This window comes from Chachezhania antarctica (genome assembly GCF_003646465.1).
Lineage (GTDB): Bacteria > Pseudomonadota > Alphaproteobacteria > Rhodobacterales > Rhodobacteraceae > Chachezhania > Chachezhania antarctica.
In genome coordinates this window covers 249,448-270,876 of record NZ_QZEX01000002.1, presented here as the reverse complement: position 1 = coordinate 270,876, position 21,429 = coordinate 249,448, and the positions used below count along the sequence as shown (strand labels likewise).

Sequence of the window (21,429 nt, the reverse complement as noted above, 5' to 3'; positions counted from 1 at the left end):
CCGGAAAGGCGGCCGCGCGGGGTGTCAGCCACGGGCAGGCAGGCCGTTTGTCGCCGTGTCGAGCTGCATCAGCCGCCGGTCGAGCCGGGCGAGGGGCCGCAGGCTGCGCCCCAGAGGCGGCCACCAGCCCCATGTTCCGCCCAGGGGCCGCAATCTCGCGCCGGTGCCCAGCTTGAAGTGCAGAAGGCCCGCCGCGTCCTCCCCGTTGGCAAGGCCCAGATCGAGCCGCGTGCACCCGGCCCGGGCCAGCCGTTCGATGGCCGTCCACATCAGGAGATTGTGCGCTGCCAGGTCGCGCCCGGTTTCGGTGCTGTGGCCCAGGTGATAGGTCGCCACCTTGCCGTGCCGCAGGAACAGCATCGCGGCGATCTCTTCTCCCGTCCGGTCGCGCGCCGTGAACAGACGCGCTTTGCCGGGATGGGCGGTGGCATAGGCCAGTGTCAGCGGCACGGGCCAGTTTCGGTAGCCGCGCTGCCGGCCCTGCGTCGTGTCAGCCCTGAGTAGCCAGTGATCGGGGTCGAGCGGCATCGGCCGGTCCGAGACGGACAGGCCCGAGGCCTCTGCCGCCTTCAGGCGGTTGCGCCATTTGCCCGAAAGGTTGCGGCGGAGCGCGTCCAAAGGCGCCCCGAGATCGAGCTCCGCCACCGTCACGGGGGAGACGAGCGGTACCGCGCCCAGCTGCGCCATGGCGGGGCAGGGCCCATCGGGGGCCAGCACGAGCGGCCAGGCGCCCAGCCCGGCGCGCGCCACGATATCGGGCAGCATCTCCCCCTGGCCGGGATCGAACCGCGTCAGCATCGCCACCGGCAGGCCGGCAAACCGGCGGCGCAGGACCGTGAGGCCCGAGACGATCAGCGGCGGGCGCCCGATCCGCGCCAGCGCCGCGCCAAAGCGCGGGTGCTGCTGCAGGGGAAGAAGGGACAAATCAGGACCGGACGTCATGAGAGCCAGTTCTGCCCGTCTCGTCCTAATCCGTGGTTAACGTGTGCCCGCGGGATCATTTTCACGCATTGTTAACCCGAATGGGGTTCGAATGCCTGCCATGACAAATCCGTCGCGAAAATCGCCCCGCTCCGCCGGTTCGCCGCGTTCCAACAAGCTGGCCCGCGCCGCGCCCGCGCCACGGCTGACACGGGCCGCGGCCCTGTTGGCAGCGCTCGCGCTGGCGATCCCGGTCTACCTTGTGCTGACGCTGGGCGCCTGGCTTTTCTGACAGCCGCGCGCTAGCTTCGGCGATCCTCGTCGTCCGCGTCATCGTCGCGGCCCTGCGTGGAGGTCATCGGGGTGCCGTCCGGCCATGTCTCGGGCGCCAGTGGCCGGAACGACGCTTTCCGGTCCGCGGCTCCCAGAGAGGGTTCCCGCGGCACGGCAGAGCCCAGCGAAGGCGTGTCCTTGACCGAAGCCGTGTCCTTGACGTCCGTGGCCAGTTCGGCGTCCTGCACCGTGGCCGCCCCCGTTGCGCGGCGGAACACCAGCATCGTGCGCCAGGCCCTGGTCGAGCCCGTGAGGCCCGACCGTTCCTCGGCCGGGAGGGTCTCTGCCCGCTGGAACTCCCAGCCGTCGGCGCCCATCCGGTTCAGCTCGCTTTCGACCGTGGCAGCAAAGCGGCCTTCGGGAGTCTTCACCCCGCGGGCCTTCTGCGCCTTTGTCGGCGCCGGTATCACCTTGTATTCATAGCGCTGCATCGGGCGCCCCATTCTTGTCGCACCGCCCCCCTCTAGCGGGCCGGACGGTGCTTGACCAGAGCGCTCAGCCCTTGCGGCGGATCCCGATGGGCTTGCCGATCGTCGCAGGGCGCGGCAGCGCCGCGTGCGCCTCGTGCATCGCCTTCACCTTGGCGTAGACGTCATCGGGCATCGCCGCGACGCGGGGGCCAGACATGTCGACATGCAGGCCCAACCCTTCGCCCGTGGCCGAGATCCAGCCATCGGAATGCACGATCTCCTGGTAGGTGTGGATCCGCTTTTCGTCGAAGTCGATCAGCTGCGTGGTGACGGTGACGATATCGCCTTCCTTGATCTCGCGCACATAGCGGACGTGGAATTCGGCAGTGTAGGTCGTCATCTTCCGCTCGGCGGCATAGTTCGGCCCGAACCCCATCGCGGCATAGCAGCTATCGACCCCGGTATCGAAGATCACGTTGTAATAGGCCATGTTCAGGTGGCCGTTGTAATCGATCCATTCCGGCTTCACGATGATCGGGTCGGAGGCGAAGGGCGCGGCGAGGATGGTCGTCATGAAGGGGTCCTTTCGTGGCGGTCCGGGCGTTTATGCCAAGGCACGCGCGGAATGGCCAGTCGAAGGGCAGGGGGGGCGCGGCGACATGCGGGCCTTGCGGAAATTGTTGCCGCATCAGCCACCCGACCGCCTGCCGCAGCGTCGCCTGACCGCCGACTTCAGCGGCCCCTTGCGACAGCCTGGACCCGGGCAGACGACCCGTCCAGCCTCGCAGAACCGGGCTGTCAGAGCCCCAGTTTCGCCATCACGATCTCGTTCACGGCCTTGGGGTTGGCCTTGCCGCCGGTGGCCTTCATCACCTGGCCCACGAACCAGCCCGCAAGTTTCGGGTTCTGCTGCGCCTTTTCCACCTGCTCCGGATTGGCGGCGATGACCTCGTCCACTGCCGTTTCGATCGCGCCCGTGTCGGTGACCTGCTTCATGCCGCGCTCTTCCGCGATCTGCGCCGGGTCGCCGCCTTCGGTGTAGACGATCTCGAACAGGTCCTTGGCCATCTTGCCGGAAATCACGTTCTTCGAGATCAGCCCGATCACGCCCGCAAGCTGGGCCGAGGACATCGGGCTTTCGGTGATGTGCTTTTCGTCCTTCTTCAGACGGCCGAAGAGTTCGTTGATCACCCAGTTCGCGGCCATCTTGCCATCGGCATCCGCCGCCACGGCTTCGAAATAGGCCGCGGCCTCGACTTCCGCCGTCAGGACCGAGGCATCGTAATCGGACAGGCCGAAATCCTTCATGAACCGCGCCTTCTTGGCGTCGGGCAGTTCGGGCAGGCGGGATTCGATATCGTCGACCCAAGCCTGTTCGATTTCCAGCGGCAAGAGGTCGGGATCGGGGAAGTAGCGGTAATCGTGCGCCTCTTCCTTGGACCGCATCGACCGGGTTTCGTTCTTGTCGGGATCGTACAGGCGGGTTTCCTGATCGACCGTGCCGCCGCCTTCGACGATGGCGATCTGGCGGCGCGCCTCGTAATCGATGGCGGCCTGGATAAAGCGCATGGAGTTCATGTTCTTGATCTCGCACCGCGTGCCCAGATGCGAGAAATCCTGCGTTTCCTGGTATTTCTCGTAGGCGCCGGGCCGGCAGATCGACACGTTCACGTCGGCGCGCATGCTGCCGCTTTGCATGTTGCCGTCACAGGTGCCCAGGTAGCGCAAGATCTGGCGCAGCTTGGCGATGTAGGCTGCCGCTTCTTCCGGCCCCCGGATGTCGGGGCGCGAGACGATCTCCATCAACGCCACGCCCGTACGGTTCAGGTCGACGAAGGACAGGGCCGGATCCATGTCGTGGATCGACTTGCCGGCGTCCTGTTCAAGGTGGATGCGCTCGATCCGCACCAGCCGCGCCACGCCTTCGCCCATTTCCACCAGCACTTCGCCTTCGCCCACGATGGGGTGGTACAGCTGCGAGATCTGGTAGCCCTGCGGCAGGTCCGGGTAGAAATAGTTCTTCCGGTCGAAGGCGGATCGCAGGTTGATCGCGGCCTTCAGCCCCAGCCCCGTGCGCACGGCCTGTTCGACGCAGAATGCGTTGATCACCGGAAGCATTCCCGGCATCGCGGCATCCACGAAGGCCACGTTCGAATTGGGTTCCGCCCCGAACTGCGTCGACGCGCCGGAAAACAGCTTGGCGTTCGAGGACACCTGCGCGTGTACCTCCATCCCGATCACAAGCTCCCAATCGTGCTTGGCCCCCGCGATGATCTTGGGGCTCGGGCTCTCGTAGGTCAGATCCAGCATGGGGTGCGCCTTGTGATGAAGGGAACGGCCGGTTTCTAGGCCACGCTACGTCCCGCGACAAGAGCCGCCCACATCTTTCACGACCTCTCCCGGCACTTCTTTGGTGCAAAAATACCTCGGGGGAGTTCGCGCAAAGCGCGGATGGGGGCAGAGCCCCCTCTACCGCAGCCACATGGTCACAGCACTGAAAACGGATTGCGCCGGATTTCCATCCCGCGCGCCTCGAACGCCTGTGCCAGCACATCGCGGCGGGGCAGGCATTCCTCGGGCAGGTGGACGCGCTTCTCATGGGCCTTCAGCACTGCCGTGACGCGGACCGAGAAATCCCAGCGGCGGTCGAAACGCATGTGGTCGATCTCGGCCAGTTCCAACATGCCGGTGCGGTTTCCCGTGGTCCAGATCAGCCGCTCGTCGTCCAGCGACAGGCTGGCGGGGGCGTCGACAATCAGATCGCGGATCGCGGGCAGGACCGGGATCAGAAGTATCGCCAGAAGCCACCACGCGGCCACGAAGACGATGCGCAGCAGGATCAGGATCATCATCGCCGCCGCGACCGACAGCATCGCGGCCGAGCTTCGGCCCGAGCGCTCGAAGGTAAACGGCTCGGTCATCGCCCGGTCGAAACGGAGCGAGCGATTGTCTCGATAGTGCGGGTCATGAAACCTCCGTTTCGCCTGACGTCCCTGCGGCGGCAGTTAGCGTCAGGCAAAAGGGGATGTCAAAGACCGGTCAGGCCAGCATCCGGCCCACCATCTCGCGCATGTCGCGGGACAGGTCGGGCGTGGCGGCGATGCGTTCCAGTTCGGCGCGCGCATGGGCCTGCCGGCTGTCGTCGTAATGACGCCAGCTTTGGAACGCGGCGCACATGCGGGCGGCGGTTTGGGGGTTCTTGGCATCGAGCTTGATCAGCCAGTCGGCCAGCAGCTTGTAGCCCGATCCATCGGCGGCATGGAACCCGGCGTGGTTCGCGGCCAGCGCGCCCATCACCGCGCGGAAGCGGTTCGGGTTCTGCCAGTTGAAATCCGGGTGATGGGTCAGCCGTTCGGCGATGGGCACGGCCGTCCAAGGATCGCCTTCCATCACCTGAATGCCGAACCACTTGTCCAGAACCAGCCGTTCGCCCTGCCACTGGTCGTAGAAATCCGCCAGTTCGCTGACGCCGTTGCCGAGCGCCAGCATGCAGCTGAGCGCGGAAAGCTGCAGCGTCATGTTGTCGGCCGAGGCATATTGCGCCCGCGCCCGCATACCGCCATCGCGCCGGTTCAACAGCCGCAGCGCGGCGTTGCCCAATGCCCGACGGCCGGACTGTTCGGCATCGGGGCGGTAGGGCGCGGTCACCTGCATCTGGTCATGGAGCGACAGAAGCTCGGATTCCGCCAGCCGTGCGATCTGGTCCTTCAGCGCTTCGGACGCCGTCCAGATCGCCGTCGGATCGGGCACGTTGCCGCGATCGTGGATGGCCGACGCGATTTCCGACTCGCTGGGCAGCGCCAGCATCATCGCGCGGTAGGCCGGGTCGAGGCTGTCGTCGCGCAGCACGGCGCGCAGGCCTTCGGCCAGGTCACCGTCCAGCGGATCGCCGGTCAGCGCGCCTTCGACCAGGATCTGCCGCGCAAGGCTGCGCGCGGATTCCCAGCGGTTGAAGGGATCGGTGTCGTGCGTCAGCAGGAACACCCGTTCTTCGCGCGGGACATCGCGTTTCAGCACCACGGGCGCCGAAAAGCCCCGCAGGATCGACGCCACCGGCTTCGACTGGATGTCTTCGAAGGTGAAGCTTTGGGTCGCCTCCGTCATCTCCAGCAGGGTCGAGCCCTGAAGCTCGCTGCCATTGGGGCCCAGCAGGCCGACCTCGATCGGGATCACCTGCGGTTGCGGATCGGGGGAGGCATCGGTGGGCCGCGTCGTCTGGCCGAAGGTCAGTGTGTAAGTGGACCCGTCCCAGTTTTCGTCCACCGTCAGATGCGGCGTGCCCGCTTGGCTGTACCAGCGTTTGAACTGGGTCAGATCGCGGCCCGTGGAATCCTCGAAAACCTTCAGCCAGTCCTCGATGGTGCAGGCCTGCCCGTCGTGCCTTTCGAAGTACAGATCCACGGCCTTGGCGTAGGCGTCGTCCCCCACCAGCCGCTTCAGCATGCCGATCACCTCGGCGCCTTTTTCGTAGACGGTGGCGGTATAGAAGTTGTTGATCTCTTCATAGCTTTCGGGCCGCACGGCATGGGCCAGCGGGCCGGCATCCTCGCGGAACTGCCGGGCGCGCAGGTCGATCACGTCGCCGATCCGCTTCACCGGGGCCGACCGCATGTCGGCGGTGAATTGGCTGTCGCGGAAGACGGTCAGGCCTTCCTTCAAGCACAGCTGGAACCAGTCGCGGCAGGTGATGCGGTTGCCGGTCCAGTTGTGGAAGTACTCGTGCGCGATGATCGCCTCGATCCGTTCGAAATTCAGATCGGTGGCGGTTTCCGGGCTGGCCAACACGGCAGAGGAGTTGAAGACGTTCAGCCCCTTGTTTTCCATCGCGCCCATGTTGAAATCGTCGACGGCGACGATGTTGAAGATATCCAGGTCGTATTCACGACCGTAGACGTCCTCGTCCCATTTCATCGACTTTTCAAGAGCTTCCATGGCGAAGGCGCACTTGTCCTCGTCGCCCTGGCGGACCCAGACATTCAATTCGACATCGCGGCCGGATTTCGTGGTGAAGCGGCCGGGGTGGTTGACCAGATCGCCCGCGACCAGCGCGAACAGGTAGGCGGGCTTGCGCCAGGGGTCGTGCCATTCGGCATGGCCCGGCCCGGTCGAGACCTTGTTGCCGTTCGACAGCAGCACCGGCAGATCGCCGTTGATGCGCACGGTGAAGATCGACATCACGTCGGGACGGTCCGGGAAGAAGGTGATCTTGCGAAAACCCTCGGGCTCGCACTGGGTGCAGTACATGCCGTTCGACATGTAGAGGCCCTCGAGCGCCGTGTTGTTGGCAGGATCGATCTCCACCACCGTTTCCCATATGAAATCATGGGACGGCACGTGGCAAGAAAGGCCTTCGGCCGTGATCACCGGCGTGACGGGCGTGCCGTCGATGGTGGCCGAGATCAGGTTCAGGTTCTCGCCGTGAAGGAAGAAGGCGGGGTCGCCCGCGGGATTGGGGCGGATCGCCATGCGCGTGGTGACGCGCGTGGCGTTCGGGGACAGATCGAACGTCAGATGGACGCTGTCGACGAAATATCCGAAGGGTTGGTAGTCATGTAGAAAAATCTTGCTGGGTGCGGCGTCGCGCATGCGATCCTCGCTGTTGCTTCTGAGAGCCAAGCTAAACATAGGGTAGGAACTCGTCCACAGCCCGGCAAGCATATGTTTCTGCGCTGCCGCATTTTCTTAACGTAATGGTTACCAAATAGGTTCATACGGGCTGATTCGTCTCGCCGCAGAGCGGCATGCCAGTGTGCTCGGGAAAGCGATTCGGGCTCCCTTGCAACCTGGGCAGATCATGGCTCAACGGGCTTCTCTTTAGGCGTGTGGCAGGGGATTTTCCTGCCTTTCATGAAACACAACCAGTTGTCGCGCGTTATGTTCCTGAACCGGAGCAAAACATAGGAGGGACAGCCCATGTCCGCCCCCGACACCAACATCAAACGCCAAGAACGCCGCCACAAGCCAGCCCTGCGCGGCATTGGTTTGTCCATCGGCGTCGTCGTCGTGCTTGTCCTCGTGATGGGCCTGATCGCATCCTACAGCGGGATCGGCCCGTTTGACGCAACGCCGGTGCCCAACGTGGAAAACCCGACGGTCGCGAACTGATGGCGGCCTGATGCAGAACCGGATTTGAATGGAAAAGCCCGCCCCGGATGCCCGGTGGCGGGCGTCCTTTTGTTGCGATCTTCGCAGTGATGACACATGCTGACAGGATGCTGTCAGCAGCCCTGTGACAGACAGGCGTCATCGGACACAGGAAAGGACCCCACCGATGACTTACACCCCCCGGAACGCGATCGCCTGGATGGAAATCCCGGTGACCGACATGGACAAGGCGATGGCCTTTTACAGCGCCGTCACGCAGATGGAATTCAACATGGAGGAGGGCGGCCCCAACCCGATGGCCATGTTCAAGACCGCCGATGGCGGGGTGGCCGGCCATCTTTATCCCGGCAAGCCCGCACCGCGGGGGCAGGGGCCGACGATCCACCTGTCCGCCCCAGACAAGCTCGAGGCCGTGACCGAACGCGTGAAACAAGCGGGCGGCACGGTGATCAGCCCGCCGATCCCGATCCCCAACGGCCGCTTCTTCTATGCCGAGGATCCTGACGGCAATTCCATCGGTTTCGTCGAGAGCTGATGCGCCGCGCCGACCGCCTGTTCGAGATCATCCAGCATCTCCGCGGCGGTCGGCGCACCACGGCTGCACGGCTGGCCGAGGCTTTGGAGGTCAGCCCGCGCACCATCTACCGCGACGTGGCCGACCTGATGGCCACGGGTGTTCCGATCTCGGGCGAGGCGGGGTTCGGCTATGTGCTGGACGACGGCTATGACATCCCGCCGCTGATGTTTTCGCGCGACGAGATCACGGCGCTGGTGGCCGGCGCCCGCTTGCTGCGCGCGTGGGGCGGGGCCTCGATGGCGCGGGCCGCCGAAGAGGCGCTGATCAAGATCGAGGAAGTCCTGCCGCCCGACGCCCGCGCGCAGGCCAGGGCGGTGGAGCTGCATTCCTTCGCCCCCGAAATGACGGATGGCGTGAGGACCAGGCTGGATGTCCTGACCCGGGCCATCGACACGCGCACCCGGTTTCGCCTGTCCTATACGGACGTCGATGCCCGCCTGACGGACCGGGTGGTCCAGCCCATGGGCCTGTGGTTCTGGGGCAAGGTCTGGACCCTGATCGCGTGGTGCGAACTGCGCGAGGATTTCCGCATGTTCCGCGTCGACCGCATCGCCGCGATGGAGGACACGGGCGCCGTCTTTCCCGTGATCAAGGGCAGGACCCTGCGGGATTTCTATGCGCAGGTCGAACATGCCGAAGTCCGCCGGCCGCCCAACAACTGCTGAGGCGGCGTAGGGTGCGTGGTCTCCACGCACCATCGGGCGTTACGGTGCGTGGGGACCACGCACCCTACGGCAAGTCGCGCGCGGGGCTCGTGAAGCGCCCGGCGCAGAGCCAGCTTGCGGCGGCCATCGCGGCGGCCGTGCCAAGGCAAAGCGGCAGACCGCCCACCTGGTAGCTGATGCCCGACAGGAGCGTTCCCGCCAGACGCCCGGCCGCGTTCGCCATGTAGTAGAACCCCACGTCCATCGTCACCCGGGCGGCGCTGGTGAAGGCGAGGATCAGGTAGGAATGGAGCGACGAATTGATCGCGAAGACCGCGCCGAAGGCCATGAGGCCGCCGATCAGGGTGACGGTCAGCCAGTCCTCGACCCCGCCGGCGATGAAGGCCAGCGTGGCCAGTGCCGCGGGGATCAACGCAAGGATGCCCACCCAGAGATGCGCCAGCCGCGTGACCTGCTCCACCGACTTGTCGCGGGCGCGCAGCAGTTTCGGCGCGGCGGCCTGGATCGCGCCGTAGCCGATGATCCAGACGGCCATGAACGTCCCGATCATGAAGAAGGCAGCGCGGTTACCGTCCTCTGTCCCGTCCGACAGGACGGCGTAGAAGTAGATCGGCACGCCCACCACGAACCAGGTATCGCGTGCGCCGAACAGGAACAGGCGCGCGGCGGACAGCCGGTTCACGTTCGGATCTTTCGAGAAGACCTCGGAGAACTTGGCGCCCTTCTTGCCGCGCGGCAGGCCCGGCGGCATCAGCAGCGCCACCGCGATCAGGATTGCCGCCAGCACCACGGCCATGGCGATGACCGAATGGGTGAAACCGATGGTGCCCAGCAGCAGCGTGCCCAGCAGGAATCCCACGCCCTTGACCGCGTTCTTCGACCCCGTCAGCGCCGCGACCCAGCGAAACAGCGCGCCGTCGCCGGAGGGGGCCAACAGCTTCACCGCCGATTTCGACGACATCTTGGCAAGGTCCTTGGCGACCCCGGACGCGCCTTGCACGGCCATCACGAAGGCCACCGACAGCCCGATGGTCCACGACGGGTCCAGCTGCGACAGTGCCACAAGTGCCACGACCTGCAGGATCAGCCCGGCATAAAGCGTGGAGGTCAGCCCGAACCGCGCGGCGATCCAGCCCGCGGACAGGTTCGTCACGATGCCCGCGACCTCGTACAGCACGAACAGGTAGGCCAGCTGGATCGGCGTGAAGCCCAGCATGTGGAAATGCAGCAACACCAGCATGCGCAGCGCGCCGTCGGTCAGCATGAACGCCCAGTAGGCCGCCGTGACCGCGATATAGGCGGACATGCCTTCCGGGCGCTGCGTGTCGGCGTGGCTCACAGCGAGGCCCCCACCATCAGCGCCACGTCCACCAGCCGGTGGGCATAGCCCATTTCGTTGTCGTACCAGGCGTAGACCTTCAGCTGCGTGCCGTTCACCACCATGGTCGACGGTGCGTCGATGATGCTCGACCGCGTGTCGTTGGTGTAATCGGCCGAGACGAGCGGGCGTTCCTCGTATCCCAAGATTCCCTTCAGCGGGCCATCGGCGGCGGCCTTGAAGAGTCCGTTCACCTCTTCAACCGTCGTCTCGCGCTCCATCTCGAACACGCAATCGGTGATAGAGGCATTCAGCAGCGGCACGCGAACGGCATGGCCGTTCAGCCGGCCCGTCAGTTCGGGATAGATCAGCGTGATCGCCGTGGCGCTGCCCGTGGTCGTGGGGATCAGCGAATTCAGCGCCGACCGCGCGCGGCGCAGGTCCTTTGCCGGGCGGTCGACGATGGTCTGGGTGTTGGTCACGTCATGGATCGTGGTGATCGAGCCATGGCGGATTCCGATCGCCTCGTGCACCACCTTCACCACGGGGGCGAGGCAGTTCGTGGTGCAGGACGCCGCCGTTACGATGCTCTGGCGGGCCGGATCGTAGCTGTCGGTGTTCACGCCGTAGACGATGTTCGCGGTGTTCCCGTCCTTCACGGGCGCCGAGACGACGACCTTCTTCACTCCGGCCTCGAAATAGGGGGCGAGCTTCGCTTCCGTCTTGAACACGCCGGTGCAGTCGATGACCACGTCGACACCGTCCAGCGGCAGGGCCGACAGGTCCTTGGAGCCGATGAAGGGCAGGCGGGTGCCGTCGATGGTCACGCTGTCCGCGTCATGAGAGAACGCGGCGTCCCACCGACCGTGGACCGTGTCGAATTCCAGCAGATGCGCGTGCATCTCCGGATCGCCGGTCGCGTCGTTGATCCATGCGATGTTGGCGCCACGTTCCAGCAGCGGCCGCAGCGCCAGCTTGCCCATGCGGCCAAGCCCGTTGAGGGCATAGGTGGTCATGCGGGCTCTCCGGAATGGGTGCGGCCGATGTCATCCACGGCCCGTTGCAGCGAGATCCGGTCGAGCGACGCCAGGGGCAGGGCCGAGAACGCCAGCACCCGGTTGCGCAGCGCGCCGTAGGCCTGCTGGAAGGCGAGGCTTTTCTCGGCATCCGTGCCTAGGGCCTTCACCGGATCGGGCAGGCCCCAGTGGGCGCTGACGGGCTGGCCGGGCCAGGCCGGGCAGTCCTCGTTCGCGGCGCGGTCGCAGACGGTGAACACGAAGTCGAAGACGGGCGCATCCTCTCCCTGCAGTTCCGACACGTTCTTGGCCCGCAGGACCGACACGTCGTGGCCCTTCTGGTTCAGCACCTGAAGCGCGAAGGGGTTCAGTTCGGACTGCGGCTTGGTGCCCGCTGAATAGACCGTGAACCGGTCGCCCGCCTCCTTCCGCAGGATGGATTCCGCGAAGATCGACCGGGCCGAGTTGCCGGTGCAGATGAACAGGACGTTGTACTTGGTCATGGCAGTGTCTCCAGTCAATTGGGCCGGAAGCGTGTCGAAACACGTCTCCATCCGGCCGCGGCAGCAATCGAACACGAGGTAATTCAGGGCGCTTTGCACTTCCGACATGTTCACCGCGTACAGAAGTGAGGTGCCCGCGCGTGTTCGCGTGATCAGGTCGGCCCGCATCAGCGCGGCCAGGTAGGTCGACAGCGTCGGCGCCTTGATCCTCAGCACCGCCGCGATTTCCCCGGCCGGCACCGCGTCGGGATAGCGCCGGACCAGCAGGCGGAAGACCTCCAGCCGTTCGGCGTGGCCCAGGGTCGTCAGTTGGGTGAGAATCATTTTTTGCATACTTCATGAATAACTAAAATAATGGATGGTGCAAACCCTTTTGGCGGGCTGTTGGTGGGGATTTGGAATGTTCCCTGCGTCGTCTTCCGGATGGGGCGAACGGTGCGTGGAGACCACGCACCCTACGGATGCAGCGGGCGGCGTGCAGCCGTCCCGTCGCCGGGCTGCCCTGAGGAGCGGCAGGCGTGCCCGGACCGCGGGCAAGATCCGATTTCCTGCATCCTCTTGAAACACTTGTGGCCGGGCATACCGTGGCATGCGTTGCCGAACGGGGGCCGATGCTCTACCGATTGTGCGATGCGTAGGGAGAGAAGCGACCATGTCCACTTGGCCGATTATTGAAGAAATGCAGGTTGCCCCCGAATTGCGGGCCTTCATCGAAAGTGAGGCACTGCCTGGCACGGGGGTGGAGCCGTCCGTCTTCTGGGCCGGCCTGTCGCGCATGGTGCACGAGCTGGGCCCCGAGAACCGCGCCCTGCTGGATGCACGCGAGGAGCTGCAGGACAAGATCGACGCCTGGCATGTGACGCGCCGCGGGAAGACGGTGGATCACCGCGCCTACAAGGCCTTCCTGGAGGAGATCGGCTATCTTGTCCCCGAGGGCCCGGATTTCGAGATCGAGACGACGAAGATCGACCCTGAATTCGCGACCATCGCCGGGCCGCAGCTTGTGGTGCCGATCACCAACGCCCGCTACGCGTTGAACGCCGCGAACGCGCGCTGGGGCAGCCTGTACGATGCCTATTACGGCACCGACGCCATGGGCTCACCCCCGCCTGCCGGCGGATACGAGACCGGGCGCGGGGCGCGCGTGGTGGCGCGGGTGCGGGTGTTCCTTGACGATATCGTCCCGCTGGATGGTGCCAGCCACGTTGACGTGACACGCTACACGATCAAAGACGGCGCGCTGCTGGGCGACGGCCATCCGCTGGTGGATCCGTCCAGGTTCGCAGGCTATCGCGGCGACGCAAGCGCGCCCGAGGCCGTCGTGCTGGTCAACAACGGGCTGCATGTCGAACTGATCTTCGACCGCGATCATCCCATCGGCAAGACCGACCGCGCCGGCATGGCGGACGTGGCGATCGAAAGCGCCGTCTCGGTGATCATGGATTGCGAGGATTCGGTCGCATGTGTCGACGCTGCCGACAAGGTGCTGGCCTATCGCAACTGGCTGGGCCTGATGAAGGGCGACCTGCAGGACAGCTTTGAAAAGGGCGGCAAGCAGGTCACGCGCAAGCTGATGCCCGACCGGAGCTATACAGCGCCGGACGGGGGCGAGCTGGTCCTGAAGGGCCGGGCGATCATGCTGGTCCGCAATGTCGGACACCTGATGACCAACCCCGCGATCTATGACCGCGACGGGAACGAGATCTACGAAGGCCTGCTCGACGCATTGGTGACCGTCGCCATCGCAATGCACGATCTGGCACAGGCGGGCGGAAATTCCGAGGCCGGCTCCGTCTACGTGGTGAAGCCGAAGCTGCACGGGCCCGAAGAGGTCGCGTTTTCCGACAAGATCTTCACTATGGTGGAAGAGATCCTCGACCTGCCGCGCTATACCGTGAAACTGGGCATCATGGACGAGGAACGGCGGACCTCCGTGAACCTGAAGGAATGCATCCGGGCCGCGAAGCACCGGGTCGCGTTCATCAATACCGGGTTTCTCGACCGGACGGGCGACGAGATCCACACCTCGATGGAGGCCGGGCCCTTCAGCCGCAAGGACTTCATCAAGAAGAAGGCGTGGATCACGGGGTACGAGAACCAGAACGTCGATATCGGGCTGGAATGCGGGCTGATGGGGAAGGCCCAGATCGGCAAGGGCATGTGGGCCATGCCCGACAAGATGGCCGCGATGCTGCAGGTCAAGATCGAACATCCGCAGGCCGGCGCCAACTGCGCCTGGGTGCCCAGCCCCACGGCGGCGACGCTGCACGCGCTGCATTACCACATGGTCGACGTGGCCGCGGTACAGAAGACCCTGAAGGCCGGGGGCCGGCGCGCCTTCGTGGACACGGTTCTGGACATTCCGCTGGCATCCTATCAGCAGTGGAGCCCGGCGCAGATCACCCGCGAAGTGGAGAACAATGCCCAAGGGATCCTGGGCTATGTCGTGCGCTGGATCGATCAGGGCGTGGGGTGTTCCAAGGTGCCCGACATCAACGATGTGGGCTTGATGGAGGACCGCGCGACCTGCCGGATTTCCGCCCAGCATATCGCCAACTGGCTGCATCACGACATCGTCTCGGCCCAGGACGTTATGACGGCGCTGCACAAGATGGCGGAGAAGGTGGACGAGCAGAATGCGGGCGATCCGGATTACGAACCGATGGCGCCCAGCTTCGACGGGATTGCGTTCCAGGCGGCGTGCGATCTGATCTTCAAGGGGCGCGTTCAGCCTTCGGGCTATACCGAGCCGGTGCTGCATGCGCGGCGCCTTGAGAAAAAGGCCGAGGTCTGATCCGGCGTCGGAAAGAGGGGGCTGTCTGCCCTCTCCCGCTCCTCCGAAGGTATTTTGGGACCAGAGAGGCGGGGCGCGGAATGAAATTGGGAGGAGGGATCTCATGTTTTCGATCGATGCGGCGCGGATGATCGTGAAGGGGGCGCTGGCCGAAGGGCGGTCGCGGGGGTTTCAGCCCCTAGCTGTCGTGGTGCTGGACGAGGGCGGGCACCTTGTGGCGTTCGAGCGGGAAGACGGCGCTTCGCCCGGGCGTTTCCAGGTGGCCAACGGCAAGGCCTACGGGGCGGTGATGATGGGCATGGCGGGCACGGCGCTGACCGGGCTGGCCGAGGCGCGGCCGTTCTTTTCGGCGGCGCTGACCGGTGTGTTCGACGGCCATTTCGCGCCTGTGCCGGGCGGCGTGCTGATCCGTGGCGACGACGGTTCGGTCATCGGCGCGGTGGGTGTCAGCGGCGATACGTCGGACAACGATGCCGATGCCGCCATGGCCGGGCTGGACGCGGCGGGGCTGACCGGCGAGCGGTAACGCCGGGGCTGAGCGCTTTTTGGGCGAATGCGGGTTTGTGCAGCGCGGCACAGCGCTGTCTCTTGTGGCGCGGGGGTGGGCCGTGTTGTCTGACGGGCGTCAGACGCTTAGGATTGCTGCAAATCCCGCGAAAGGTCGATCATGTCCCGTTCCGCCACCCTGTCCGTTCCGTCCACGCCTGATGCGCTTGCCGCGCCCGGGGTGTCGTCCGGCGGTGGCGGGGGGCGGCGGCCCGTCGTGGGGATCATCGGCAACACGACATTGCTGAACGATCAGTACGAGGCCTTCACCGGCGGCAAGATGAATGCGGAGGCGATTGCCCATGTCTCGGACTGCCTGCCGCTGGTGATCCCGTCGGATCCGTCCTTCGTCTGCGTCGAGGACCTGATGGAGATCTGCGACGGCTTCCTGCTGACCGGCGGGCGGGCCAACGTGCACCCGGAGGAATACCGCGAGACTGAGACCGAGGCGCACGGCGCCTTCGACCGTGCGCGCGACGGGATCACGCTGCCGCTGGTGCGGGCCTGCGTGGAAAGCGGCCAGCCCTTCTTTGGCGTCTGCCGCGGGTTTCAGGAGGTGGCGGTAGCGATGGGCTCTTCGCTGCATCCGGAAATCCGGGACCTGCCGGGACGGATGAACCACAGGATGCCACCCGACGGCACGATCGAGGAAAAGTTCGCCCTGCGCCATGTCGTGAGCTGCCGCTCTGACGGGCCGTTCCACAAGCTGTTCGGCGCGCGCGAGGTCCTGACCAACACGCTGCACGGGCAGGGGATCAACGAACCGGGCGCGCGCGTGGTTCTGGACGGTTTCGCGCCCGATGGCACGCCCGAGGCGATCTACATAGAGGATGCGCCGGGGTTCACCCTGTCGGTGCAATGGCACCCGGAATACAACGCCGCCAATGATCCGGTGTCGCGGCCGTTGTTCGAGGCGTTCGGCGACGCGGTCCGCGCGTGGGCCGGGCAACGTCAGCCGGTTTCCTTGCCGCGCGCGGGATAAGGTGCGTGGGATAAGGTGCGTGGGGACCAGGCACCCTACGGCTGCCGCTTTGCGGCGGCGGTCGGCCCCCAGTCAGAACGGGGTCCCTTGTCCCTGAAGGAGAATGAGCCGCTCCCGGATGGGATCGGCTCTCCGCCTGGTAATTGCACCTGGCCTCAGCTCACGAAGTCGAACGCGTGGGACAGGGGCAGGGAGCGCGGGCGCTTGCCGGTCAGATCGAAGATCGCGTTGGCCAGTGCGGGCATCGACGGTGGCGTGCCGGGTTCGCCCGCGCCGCCCATATAGGGGTTGGTTTCCAGCACCTTCACCTGTGTCAACGGGCTGTTGTGGATGCGCAGGGCGTCGTAGTCCCAGAAGTTCTGCTGCTCTGCCGCGCCGTCGGTGAAGGTGATCTCGCCCGTGCAGGCCGCCGACAGGCCGTAGATCATCGCGCCGGTCATCTGCGCCTCGATGATCCCCGGGTCCAGCGCGATGCCCACGTCGCAGGCGATCCAGGCTTTCGCGATCCGGATCGCGCCGTCCTCGTCCACCACTTCGACCACCATCGCCACCGGCGTGCCGAAGCTGTAGCAGAAGGCCGCCCCGCGGCCGACGCCGTCCGGCGTGCTGCCGGTCCATCCCGACAGTTCCCGCACGGCCGACAGCGTTCCGGCCGAGGGCGCATGCACGTCGCGGATCAGCTCGTAGCGCATTTCCAGCGGATCGGCGCCCGCGGCATGGGCCAGTTCGTCGATGAAGCATTCGTGGAAGAACGCGTTGTGCGAATTGCCGACCGACCGCCACGAGCCCACGGGCAGCGTCATGTCGGTCGCGTAGCCGCGGATGCGGTAGTTGGGGATGCCGTAGGGCTGGTTGAACGCGCCTTCGACCAGTTGCTTGTCCGGGCCCATCGGCGCGATGCCGATCCGCGTCATGAATTGCCGGATCACCGCCTGCGAGGCGATCTGACCGTCCAGCAGCACGACCTTCCCGTCCTGCACCGCGCCCGTCATCCGGGCGATGGCGGCGGGGCGGTAGAAGTCGCGGGACATGTCCTCCTCCCGCGACCATGCAAGCTGGACCGGCGTGCCCTCCATCGCCCTGGCGAGCTTCGCGGCGTAGACGGCATAGTCGAAATCGCCCCGCCGGCCGAAGCCGCCGCCAAGGTAGGTCGTGTTCACCTCGACCGCGTCCTGCGGGACACCGGCCGCTTCGGCGCATTTTTCCTGCACGATGATCGGTGCCTGGTTGCCGCACCAGACCGTCAGCTTGCCATCCTTCAGGTGGGCCGTCGCGTTCATCGGCTCCATCGTGGCATGGGCGAGGTAGGGCACCGTGTATTCCGCGCTGACCTCGGTTGCGCCCGCCGGAATTGTGGATGGGTCACCGTCATCGCGCATGGTCGAATCCGGGTCGGTGTCGAAGGTGCGGGTGATCTCGGCCATGATCGCGTCGGTCGTGGCGGGGTAGGTCGGGGCCTCCCAGTCGGCCACCACGGCCTCCGCGGCCTGGATTGCCAGCCATGTGTTCGTGGCAACCACCGCAAAGCCGTCGCCCAGATCCACCACCTGTTCCACACCCGGCATCTTCAGTGCCTGTGTCGCGTCGAAGCCGTTCATGCCCGACCGCGCGGGATTGCATTTCAGCGCGGCGAATTTCATGCCCGGCACGCGCACGTCGATGCCAAAGCCTGCCGTCCCGGTCGATTTCGCGACCATGTCGACCCGGGGCACGCTTTTGCCAAGGATCGTCCATGCCGACGGATCGCGCAGGGCGACACCCGTCACCACGTCGATCTTCGCGGCGTCGGGCGCCAACTCCTCGTAGGTCAGTTCGATATTGCCCGGGGCGATGACCTTGCCGCCTTCGGTCGTCAGGCGGCTGCGCTCCACGCCCAGCCGTTGCGCCGCGGCTTCCTTCAGCGTTTCACGGGCCGAGGCGCCGGCCTCGCGCATCCGGGTGAAGCCGTCCACCATCGAGGTCGAGCCACCGGTGACCTGCATGCCCATCAGCTTGCCGACCTTGCCCAGTTGCTCCGCCAGCCCGTGGGTGAAGCCCGACATCTCGTATTTCTTGCCGGGGATAAGCGCGCCCATCATCGCCGTGTTGTAATAGGCGGCAGCGGCGGGGCCGTGGATCACGCGGACCTGCGCCAGATCGACATCCAGTTCCTCCGCGATCAGCGCGGCCCATGTCGTGTGCACGCCCTGTCCCATCTCGGCCCGGGGCGCGACGAGCGTCACGCCATCCTGATCGACGACGACGAAGGGGTTGGGCACGGCCTGACCTTCGGCCGGTTGCAGCGGGTTCGGGGCGGGGCGGTTGATGTAGTAGGCCCCGAAGGCCACGCCGCCGACGACGGCGGCGGACCCGACAAGGAACGTCCGGCGAGCGATTTTTCCGATGCGGGACATGGATTAGGCCTCCTTCATCTTGGCGGCGGCGCTGTGGATCGCGGCGCGAATACGGGGATAGGTGGCGCAGCGGCACAGGTTGCCCTGCATCGCCGCGTCGATGTCATCGTCCGAAGGCTGGGGCGTATCCGCCAGCAGCGCCGCGGCCTGCATGATCTGGCCCGACTGGCAGTAGCCGCATTGCGCGACCTGATGTTCGACCCACGCGTTCTGGATCGCGGCCATAGCCCCCGGCGTGCCGAGGCCTTCGATCGTGGTCACGGCCCCGTCGACGGACCCCAGCGGCAACTGGCAGCTGCGCATGGCAACCCCGTCGACGTGAACCGTGCAGGCACCGCAGGCCGCGACACCGCAGCCGTACTTGGTGCCGGTCAGCCCCAGTTCGTCTCGCAGGACCCACAGCAGTGGCACCTCGTCGGGAAGATCGACCTTGTGCCGGGTTCCGTTGATCGTCAGCGTTCGTGCCATGGACGTCCTCCATCCGGGTATCCTGAAGATGATCCGAGACTGACAATTTTGCGGTAATATGTCAATCTGTAATTTGACAAAGTCTGGCAATAGTGTCAGGTCAGACGAACGAGGGACACGAATGCGTGATGATACCACAGATCCGCGGCGGCAGGCGATCCTGCAGGCAGCGATACAGGCGTTCGCGGCCTACGGGTTCCGCAAGACGTCGATGGACGACATAGCGCGCGGGGCGGGCATGTCGCGCCCGGCGCTGTACCTGCATTACCGCAACAAGGAAGACATCTTCCGTGCGCTGATCGAGGCCTTCTACGCCGCGAACGCGGATGCCCTGCGGGCCGAACTGTTCGCAGCCCCCGACCGGCCCCCGCAGGAGACGCTCGCCGCGGCCTTCCGGGTGCAGGGGGGCGAGATGATGGAGCTTCTGATGCGCTCGCCTCACGGCCTTGAGCTGTTCGAAGCGAGCTCGCAGACATCAATGGATCTGTTGTCCCGGGGCGAGGAGACGCTGACCGGGTTGTACGAGGCGTGGCTGCGGCAGGGAGCGGACCATGGGCGGCTGGCCCTGGCATCCCCACCCCGGGCCGTGGCGCGGACGATCACCGCCGCGCTGAAGGGGATGAAGTATGCAGCCGAGGATTATGAGTCCTACGTCACGCTTCTGGATGCACTGGCCAGACTTGTGGGCACGGGGCTCGTCGCCTGCAACACGCTGCAGGAAAAGTGATTTATGGTTGAATTCCATACTGTTCAACGCAGTCAAAAACATTCAACATAAAGTTGTGATGTTAAGGTTTCGATTCGGAAACCTTCAAGAAACATCGATCTTGTCGTGCTTTGACACGGAAAATGGGGTGGTACGGGGCCGGAGGAGTGCGTGCATGAATGGTAGCGCCGAGGGTGGGCGATCGATAAGTTTTCTCAGGTCTTTTTGGATGGCGCTATGGCCTAGCTGGGCCAAAGACCTAACTGGACGGGTGCCGAATATTTTCCAACCCCTTTTTCACTTGAACTGGACGTACGCAGGACTGGACTAAGAATAATGTACAACGTGTTGATGTTCTTACACTTTTTGAGTTCTGCAATTTTTCTTGGCACGGGTTTCGGGATCGCTTTCTTTCTCGCGCGCGCGACAGCCACGCGAAGTTCGACACGGGCTGCGCACATTGCCGGTTCGGTTCTGTCGATGGAGCTCTTCCTGACCATGCCGTCGGTTGTGATCCTTGCGATCACAGGATCCATTCTGGCCGGCATGAAGGGGCATTCGTTCGTCGAGGGCTGGTTGCTTCTGTCCCTGGTCGTTTTCGTGATGGTCGTGGTTCTCTGTGTGCCAGTGGTCCTGGCGCAGGTGCAGATGCGCAACCTGGCCGAGGATACGCGCGACGCGCGAAAGCCTTTGTCACAGGACTTTCTGAAATACCACCGTATCTCCCTTCTTTGCGGCGTGCCGGCGTTTCTGGGCGCGCTTCTGATCATGTGGGTGATGGTCCTGAAGCCCGCGATCTGAGGTTCAAGCGGCGGCGCGCGCCCGGGCAGCCCGCCCGCCCAACCCCCGCCGCCACCGGCGCCTGCCGCGCCGGAGCCGGCTTGCGGCCCGGGCGCGCGCCGATGGGCGGGCAGGGGTCTGCTACATCTGGCCGCCGGCGATCTCGATCACCTGTCCGTTCACGCTTTGCGAGCCGGGGCCGGTGAGCCACATCGCGGCGGCCGCGATTTCATCGGCGTCGATCAGGCGCTTGTGGCGGTTGGCCTCGACCATGATCTTCAGCGCCTCGTCCGCCGACACGCCCGCGCGTTCCGAGATCGAGGTCACGTTCCGGTCGACGATGGGCGTGGCGACATAGCCGGGGCAGATCGCGTTGAACGTCATGTCGGTGCCCAGGTAGTCCTCCGACAGCGCGCGGGTCAGCCCGATAAGGCCGTGCTTCGACGCTGTATAGCAGGCAGCGCCCTTGAGCCCCTTGATCCCGGCGACGGAAGAGATCGTGATCACGCGGCCCCAGCCGGCCTCGCGCATGCCCGGCAGGCAGGCGCGGATGGTCAGGAAGGCACCGTCCAGATTGGTCGCCATCATGTTGCGCCAGAATTCCAGCGACATCTTGTGGAAGGCCCGGCCTTCGGCCACGCCGGCATTGGCGATGCAGATCTGGACGGGCCCCCGCGCGTCGACCGCCGCGGCGATCTTGGCATCGACGTCGGCCTCGTCCCGGACATCCATCGCCAGGCCGAACAGGCCGTCGCCCGCGACCTCGTCCAGCACCTCCTGCCGCCGCCCGGTGATCGTCACTTGCACGCCCTGCGCCGCCAATGCCTTGGCGATGGCCAGGCCGATGCCCGTGCCGCCGCCCGTCACCAGCGCGTGTTTTCCTGCCAGTTCCATGTCCGAATTCTCCTCGCT

General features: G+C 65.4%; 21 protein-coding genes. 9 read left to right on the top strand and 12 right to left on the bottom strand.

Annotated features, from left to right (window positions below; all coding sequences use genetic code 11):
• Positions 1 to 24: 24 nt before the first annotated feature.
• A complete protein-coding gene (locus tag D4754_RS05060; protein WP_240453755.1) occupies positions 25 to 924 on the bottom strand; it encodes a GNAT family N-acetyltransferase in 900 nt (299 codons plus the stop codon).
• A gap of 109 nt (positions 925 to 1,033) precedes the next feature.
• Here D4754_RS05060 and D4754_RS23850 point away from each other — a divergent pair, with 109 nt between their 5' ends.
• On the top strand, positions 1,034 to 1,213 hold the full coding sequence (locus D4754_RS23850) for a hypothetical protein (RefSeq protein ID WP_163025763.1): 180 nt from the start codon (positions 1,034 to 1,036) through the stop codon (positions 1,211 to 1,213).
• Between the two features lie 10 nt (positions 1,214 to 1,223).
• Here D4754_RS23850 and D4754_RS05055 read toward each other — a convergent pair whose 3' ends face one another.
• The 5 genes from D4754_RS05055 to pepN form a co-directional block, all read right to left on the bottom strand.
• Entirely contained in the window at positions 1,224 to 1,685 is a 462-nt protein-coding gene (locus D4754_RS05055; protein ID WP_121061837.1) for a DUF4177 domain-containing protein, read from the bottom strand.
• Positions 1,686 to 1,749: 64 nt separating this feature from the next.
• Positions 1,750 to 2,238: a thioesterase family protein gene (locus tag D4754_RS05050; protein WP_121061836.1), complete on the bottom strand. Its 489-nt coding sequence runs from the start codon at positions 2,236 to 2,238 to the stop codon at positions 1,750 to 1,752.
• A 224-nt stretch (positions 2,239 to 2,462) separates the two neighbouring features.
• Positions 2,463 to 3,974, bottom strand: a complete 1,512-nt coding sequence (gatB, locus tag D4754_RS05045; RefSeq protein ID WP_121061835.1) for an Asp-tRNA(Asn)/Glu-tRNA(Gln) amidotransferase subunit GatB — start codon at positions 3,972 to 3,974, stop codon at positions 2,463 to 2,465.
• A gap of 176 nt (positions 3,975 to 4,150) precedes the next feature.
• Entirely contained in the window at positions 4,151 to 4,585 is a 435-nt protein-coding gene (locus D4754_RS05040; protein ID WP_121061834.1) for a hypothetical protein, read from the bottom strand.
• 118 nt (positions 4,586 to 4,703) lie between these two features.
• Positions 4,704 to 7,250 carry an aminopeptidase N gene (gene pepN, locus D4754_RS05035; RefSeq protein WP_121061833.1) on the bottom strand — a complete coding sequence of 849 codons (2,547 nt, stop codon included), beginning with the start codon at positions 7,248 to 7,250 and terminating at the stop codon, positions 4,704 to 4,706.
• Between the two features lie 327 nt (positions 7,251 to 7,577).
• Between pepN and D4754_RS05030 the strand changes: the two genes are divergently transcribed.
• The 3 genes from D4754_RS05030 to D4754_RS05020 all read left to right on the top strand — a co-directional run bounded on the left by D4754_RS05030 (position 7,578) and on the right by D4754_RS05020 (position 9,011).
• A complete protein-coding gene (locus D4754_RS05030; protein WP_121061832.1) occupies positions 7,578 to 7,769 on the top strand; it encodes a hypothetical protein in 192 nt (63 codons plus the stop codon).
• 166 nt (positions 7,770 to 7,935) lie between these two features.
• Positions 7,936 to 8,304 carry a VOC family protein gene (locus D4754_RS05025; RefSeq protein ID WP_121061831.1) on the top strand — a complete coding sequence of 123 codons (369 nt, stop codon included), beginning with the start codon at positions 7,936 to 7,938 and terminating at the stop codon, positions 8,302 to 8,304.
• Complete coding sequence (locus D4754_RS05020) at positions 8,304 to 9,011, top strand: helix-turn-helix transcriptional regulator (RefSeq protein WP_121061830.1); 708 nt, start codon at positions 8,304 to 8,306, stop codon at positions 9,009 to 9,011. Before D4754_RS05025 ends, D4754_RS05020 begins: the two co-directional genes overlap by 1 nt.
• A 64-nt stretch (positions 9,012 to 9,075) precedes the next feature.
• On the opposite strand, the gene arsJ is transcribed toward D4754_RS05020, so the two are convergent.
• The 3 genes from arsJ to D4754_RS05005 are packed head-to-tail and all read right to left on the bottom strand — an operon-like array spanning position 9,076 to position 12,181.
• On the bottom strand, positions 9,076 to 10,317 hold the full coding sequence (gene arsJ / locus D4754_RS05015) for an organoarsenical effux MFS transporter ArsJ (protein ID WP_121061829.1): 1,242 nt from the start codon (positions 10,315 to 10,317) through the stop codon (positions 9,076 to 9,078).
• Between the two features lie 29 nt (positions 10,318 to 10,346).
• A complete protein-coding gene (locus D4754_RS05010) occupies positions 10,347 to 11,345 on the bottom strand; it encodes an ArsJ-associated glyceraldehyde-3-phosphate dehydrogenase (protein ID WP_121061828.1) in 999 nt (332 codons plus the stop codon).
• A complete protein-coding gene (locus D4754_RS05005) occupies positions 11,342 to 12,181 on the bottom strand; it encodes an arsenate reductase/protein-tyrosine-phosphatase family protein (protein WP_121061827.1) in 840 nt (279 codons plus the stop codon). Before D4754_RS05005 ends, D4754_RS05010 begins: the two co-directional genes overlap by 4 nt.
• Before the next feature lie 319 nt (positions 12,182 to 12,500).
• On the opposite strand from D4754_RS05005, the gene D4754_RS05000 reads away from it, so the two are divergent.
• The 3 genes from D4754_RS05000 to D4754_RS04990 all read left to right on the top strand — a co-directional run bounded on the left by D4754_RS05000 (position 12,501) and on the right by D4754_RS04990 (position 16,170).
• Positions 12,501 to 14,642, top strand: coding sequence for a malate synthase G (locus tag D4754_RS05000; RefSeq protein ID WP_121061826.1), 2,142 nt, complete (start codon positions 12,501 to 12,503; stop codon positions 14,640 to 14,642).
• 103 nt (positions 14,643 to 14,745) lie between these two features.
• Entirely contained in the window at positions 14,746 to 15,168 is a 423-nt protein-coding gene (locus tag D4754_RS04995; protein ID WP_121061825.1) for a GlcG/HbpS family heme-binding protein, read from the top strand.
• A 141-nt stretch (positions 15,169 to 15,309) separates the two neighbouring features.
• Positions 15,310 to 16,170: a gamma-glutamyl-gamma-aminobutyrate hydrolase family protein gene (locus tag D4754_RS04990; protein ID WP_121061824.1), complete on the top strand. Its 861-nt coding sequence runs from the start codon at positions 15,310 to 15,312 to the stop codon at positions 16,168 to 16,170.
• A gap of 155 nt (positions 16,171 to 16,325) precedes the next feature.
• Here D4754_RS04990 and D4754_RS04985 read toward each other — a convergent pair whose 3' ends face one another.
• Both D4754_RS04985 and D4754_RS04980 read right to left on the bottom strand, forming a co-directional pair.
• Positions 16,326 to 18,563: a xanthine dehydrogenase family protein molybdopterin-binding subunit gene (locus D4754_RS04985; RefSeq protein ID WP_121061823.1), complete on the bottom strand. Its 2,238-nt coding sequence runs from the start codon at positions 18,561 to 18,563 to the stop codon at positions 16,326 to 16,328.
• Between the two features lie 3 nt (positions 18,564 to 18,566).
• Positions 18,567 to 19,031, bottom strand: a complete 465-nt coding sequence (locus D4754_RS04980; protein WP_121061822.1) for a (2Fe-2S)-binding protein — start codon at positions 19,029 to 19,031, stop codon at positions 18,567 to 18,569.
• Between the two features lie 121 nt (positions 19,032 to 19,152).
• Between D4754_RS04980 and D4754_RS04975 the strand changes: the two genes are divergently transcribed.
• Complete coding sequence (locus D4754_RS04975) at positions 19,153 to 19,758, top strand: TetR/AcrR family transcriptional regulator (protein ID WP_121061821.1); 606 nt, start codon at positions 19,153 to 19,155, stop codon at positions 19,756 to 19,758.
• 315 nt (positions 19,759 to 20,073) lie between these two features.
• The gene (locus tag D4754_RS04970) at positions 20,074 to 20,538 is read left to right on the top strand and encodes a DUF2269 family protein (protein WP_121061820.1); all 465 of its coding nucleotides are present in this window, start codon (positions 20,074 to 20,076) and stop codon (positions 20,536 to 20,538) included.
• A 120-nt stretch (positions 20,539 to 20,658) separates the two neighbouring features.
• Here D4754_RS04970 and D4754_RS04965 read toward each other — a convergent pair whose 3' ends face one another.
• Positions 20,659 to 21,411, bottom strand: coding sequence for an SDR family NAD(P)-dependent oxidoreductase (locus tag D4754_RS04965; protein WP_121061819.1), 753 nt, complete (start codon positions 21,409 to 21,411; stop codon positions 20,659 to 20,661).
• Positions 21,412 to 21,429: the final 18 nt, after the last annotated feature.

Coding starts and splice junctions, on each gene's coding strand:
- D4754_RS23850 (WP_163025763.1), top strand. CDS start 1,034: ATGCCTGCCATGACAAATCCGTCGCGAAAATCGCCCCGCTCCGCCGGT.
- D4754_RS05055 (WP_121061837.1), bottom strand. CDS start 1,685: ATGCAGCGCTATGAATACAAGGTGATACCGGCGCCGACAAAGGCGCAG.
- D4754_RS05050 (WP_121061836.1), bottom strand. CDS start 2,238: ATGACGACCATCCTCGCCGCGCCCTTCGCCTCCGACCCGATCATCGTG.
- gatB (WP_121061835.1), bottom strand. CDS start 3,974: ATGCTGGATCTGACCTACGAGAGCCCGAGCCCCAAGATCATCGCGGGG.
- D4754_RS05040 (WP_121061834.1), bottom strand. CDS start 4,585: ATGACCGAGCCGTTTACCTTCGAGCGCTCGGGCCGAAGCTCGGCCGCG.
- pepN (WP_121061833.1), bottom strand. CDS start 7,250: ATGCGCGACGCCGCACCCAGCAAGATTTTTCTACATGACTACCAACCC.
- D4754_RS05030 (WP_121061832.1), top strand. CDS start 7,578: ATGTCCGCCCCCGACACCAACATCAAACGCCAAGAACGCCGCCACAAG.
- D4754_RS05025 (WP_121061831.1), top strand. CDS start 7,936: ATGACTTACACCCCCCGGAACGCGATCGCCTGGATGGAAATCCCGGTG.
- D4754_RS05020 (WP_121061830.1), top strand. CDS start 8,304: ATGCGCCGCGCCGACCGCCTGTTCGAGATCATCCAGCATCTCCGCGGC.
- arsJ (WP_121061829.1), bottom strand. CDS start 10,317: ATGTCCGCCTATATCGCGGTCACGGCGGCCTACTGGGCGTTCATGCTG.
- D4754_RS05010 (WP_121061828.1), bottom strand. CDS start 11,345: ATGACCACCTATGCCCTCAACGGGCTTGGCCGCATGGGCAAGCTGGCG.
- D4754_RS05005 (WP_121061827.1), bottom strand. CDS start 12,181: ATGCAAAAAATGATTCTCACCCAACTGACGACCCTGGGCCACGCCGAA.
- D4754_RS05000 (WP_121061826.1), top strand. CDS start 12,501: ATGTCCACTTGGCCGATTATTGAAGAAATGCAGGTTGCCCCCGAATTG.
- D4754_RS04995 (WP_121061825.1), top strand. CDS start 14,746: ATGTTTTCGATCGATGCGGCGCGGATGATCGTGAAGGGGGCGCTGGCC.
- D4754_RS04990 (WP_121061824.1), top strand. CDS start 15,310: ATGTCCCGTTCCGCCACCCTGTCCGTTCCGTCCACGCCTGATGCGCTT.
- D4754_RS04985 (WP_121061823.1), bottom strand. CDS start 18,563: ATGTCCCGCATCGGAAAAATCGCTCGCCGGACGTTCCTTGTCGGGTCC.
- D4754_RS04980 (WP_121061822.1), bottom strand. CDS start 19,031: ATGGCACGAACGCTGACGATCAACGGAACCCGGCACAAGGTCGATCTT.
- D4754_RS04975 (WP_121061821.1), top strand. CDS start 19,153: ATGCGTGATGATACCACAGATCCGCGGCGGCAGGCGATCCTGCAGGCA.
- D4754_RS04970 (WP_121061820.1), top strand. CDS start 20,074: ATGTACAACGTGTTGATGTTCTTACACTTTTTGAGTTCTGCAATTTTT.
- D4754_RS04965 (WP_121061819.1), bottom strand. CDS start 21,411: ATGGAACTGGCAGGAAAACACGCGCTGGTGACGGGCGGCGGCACGGGC.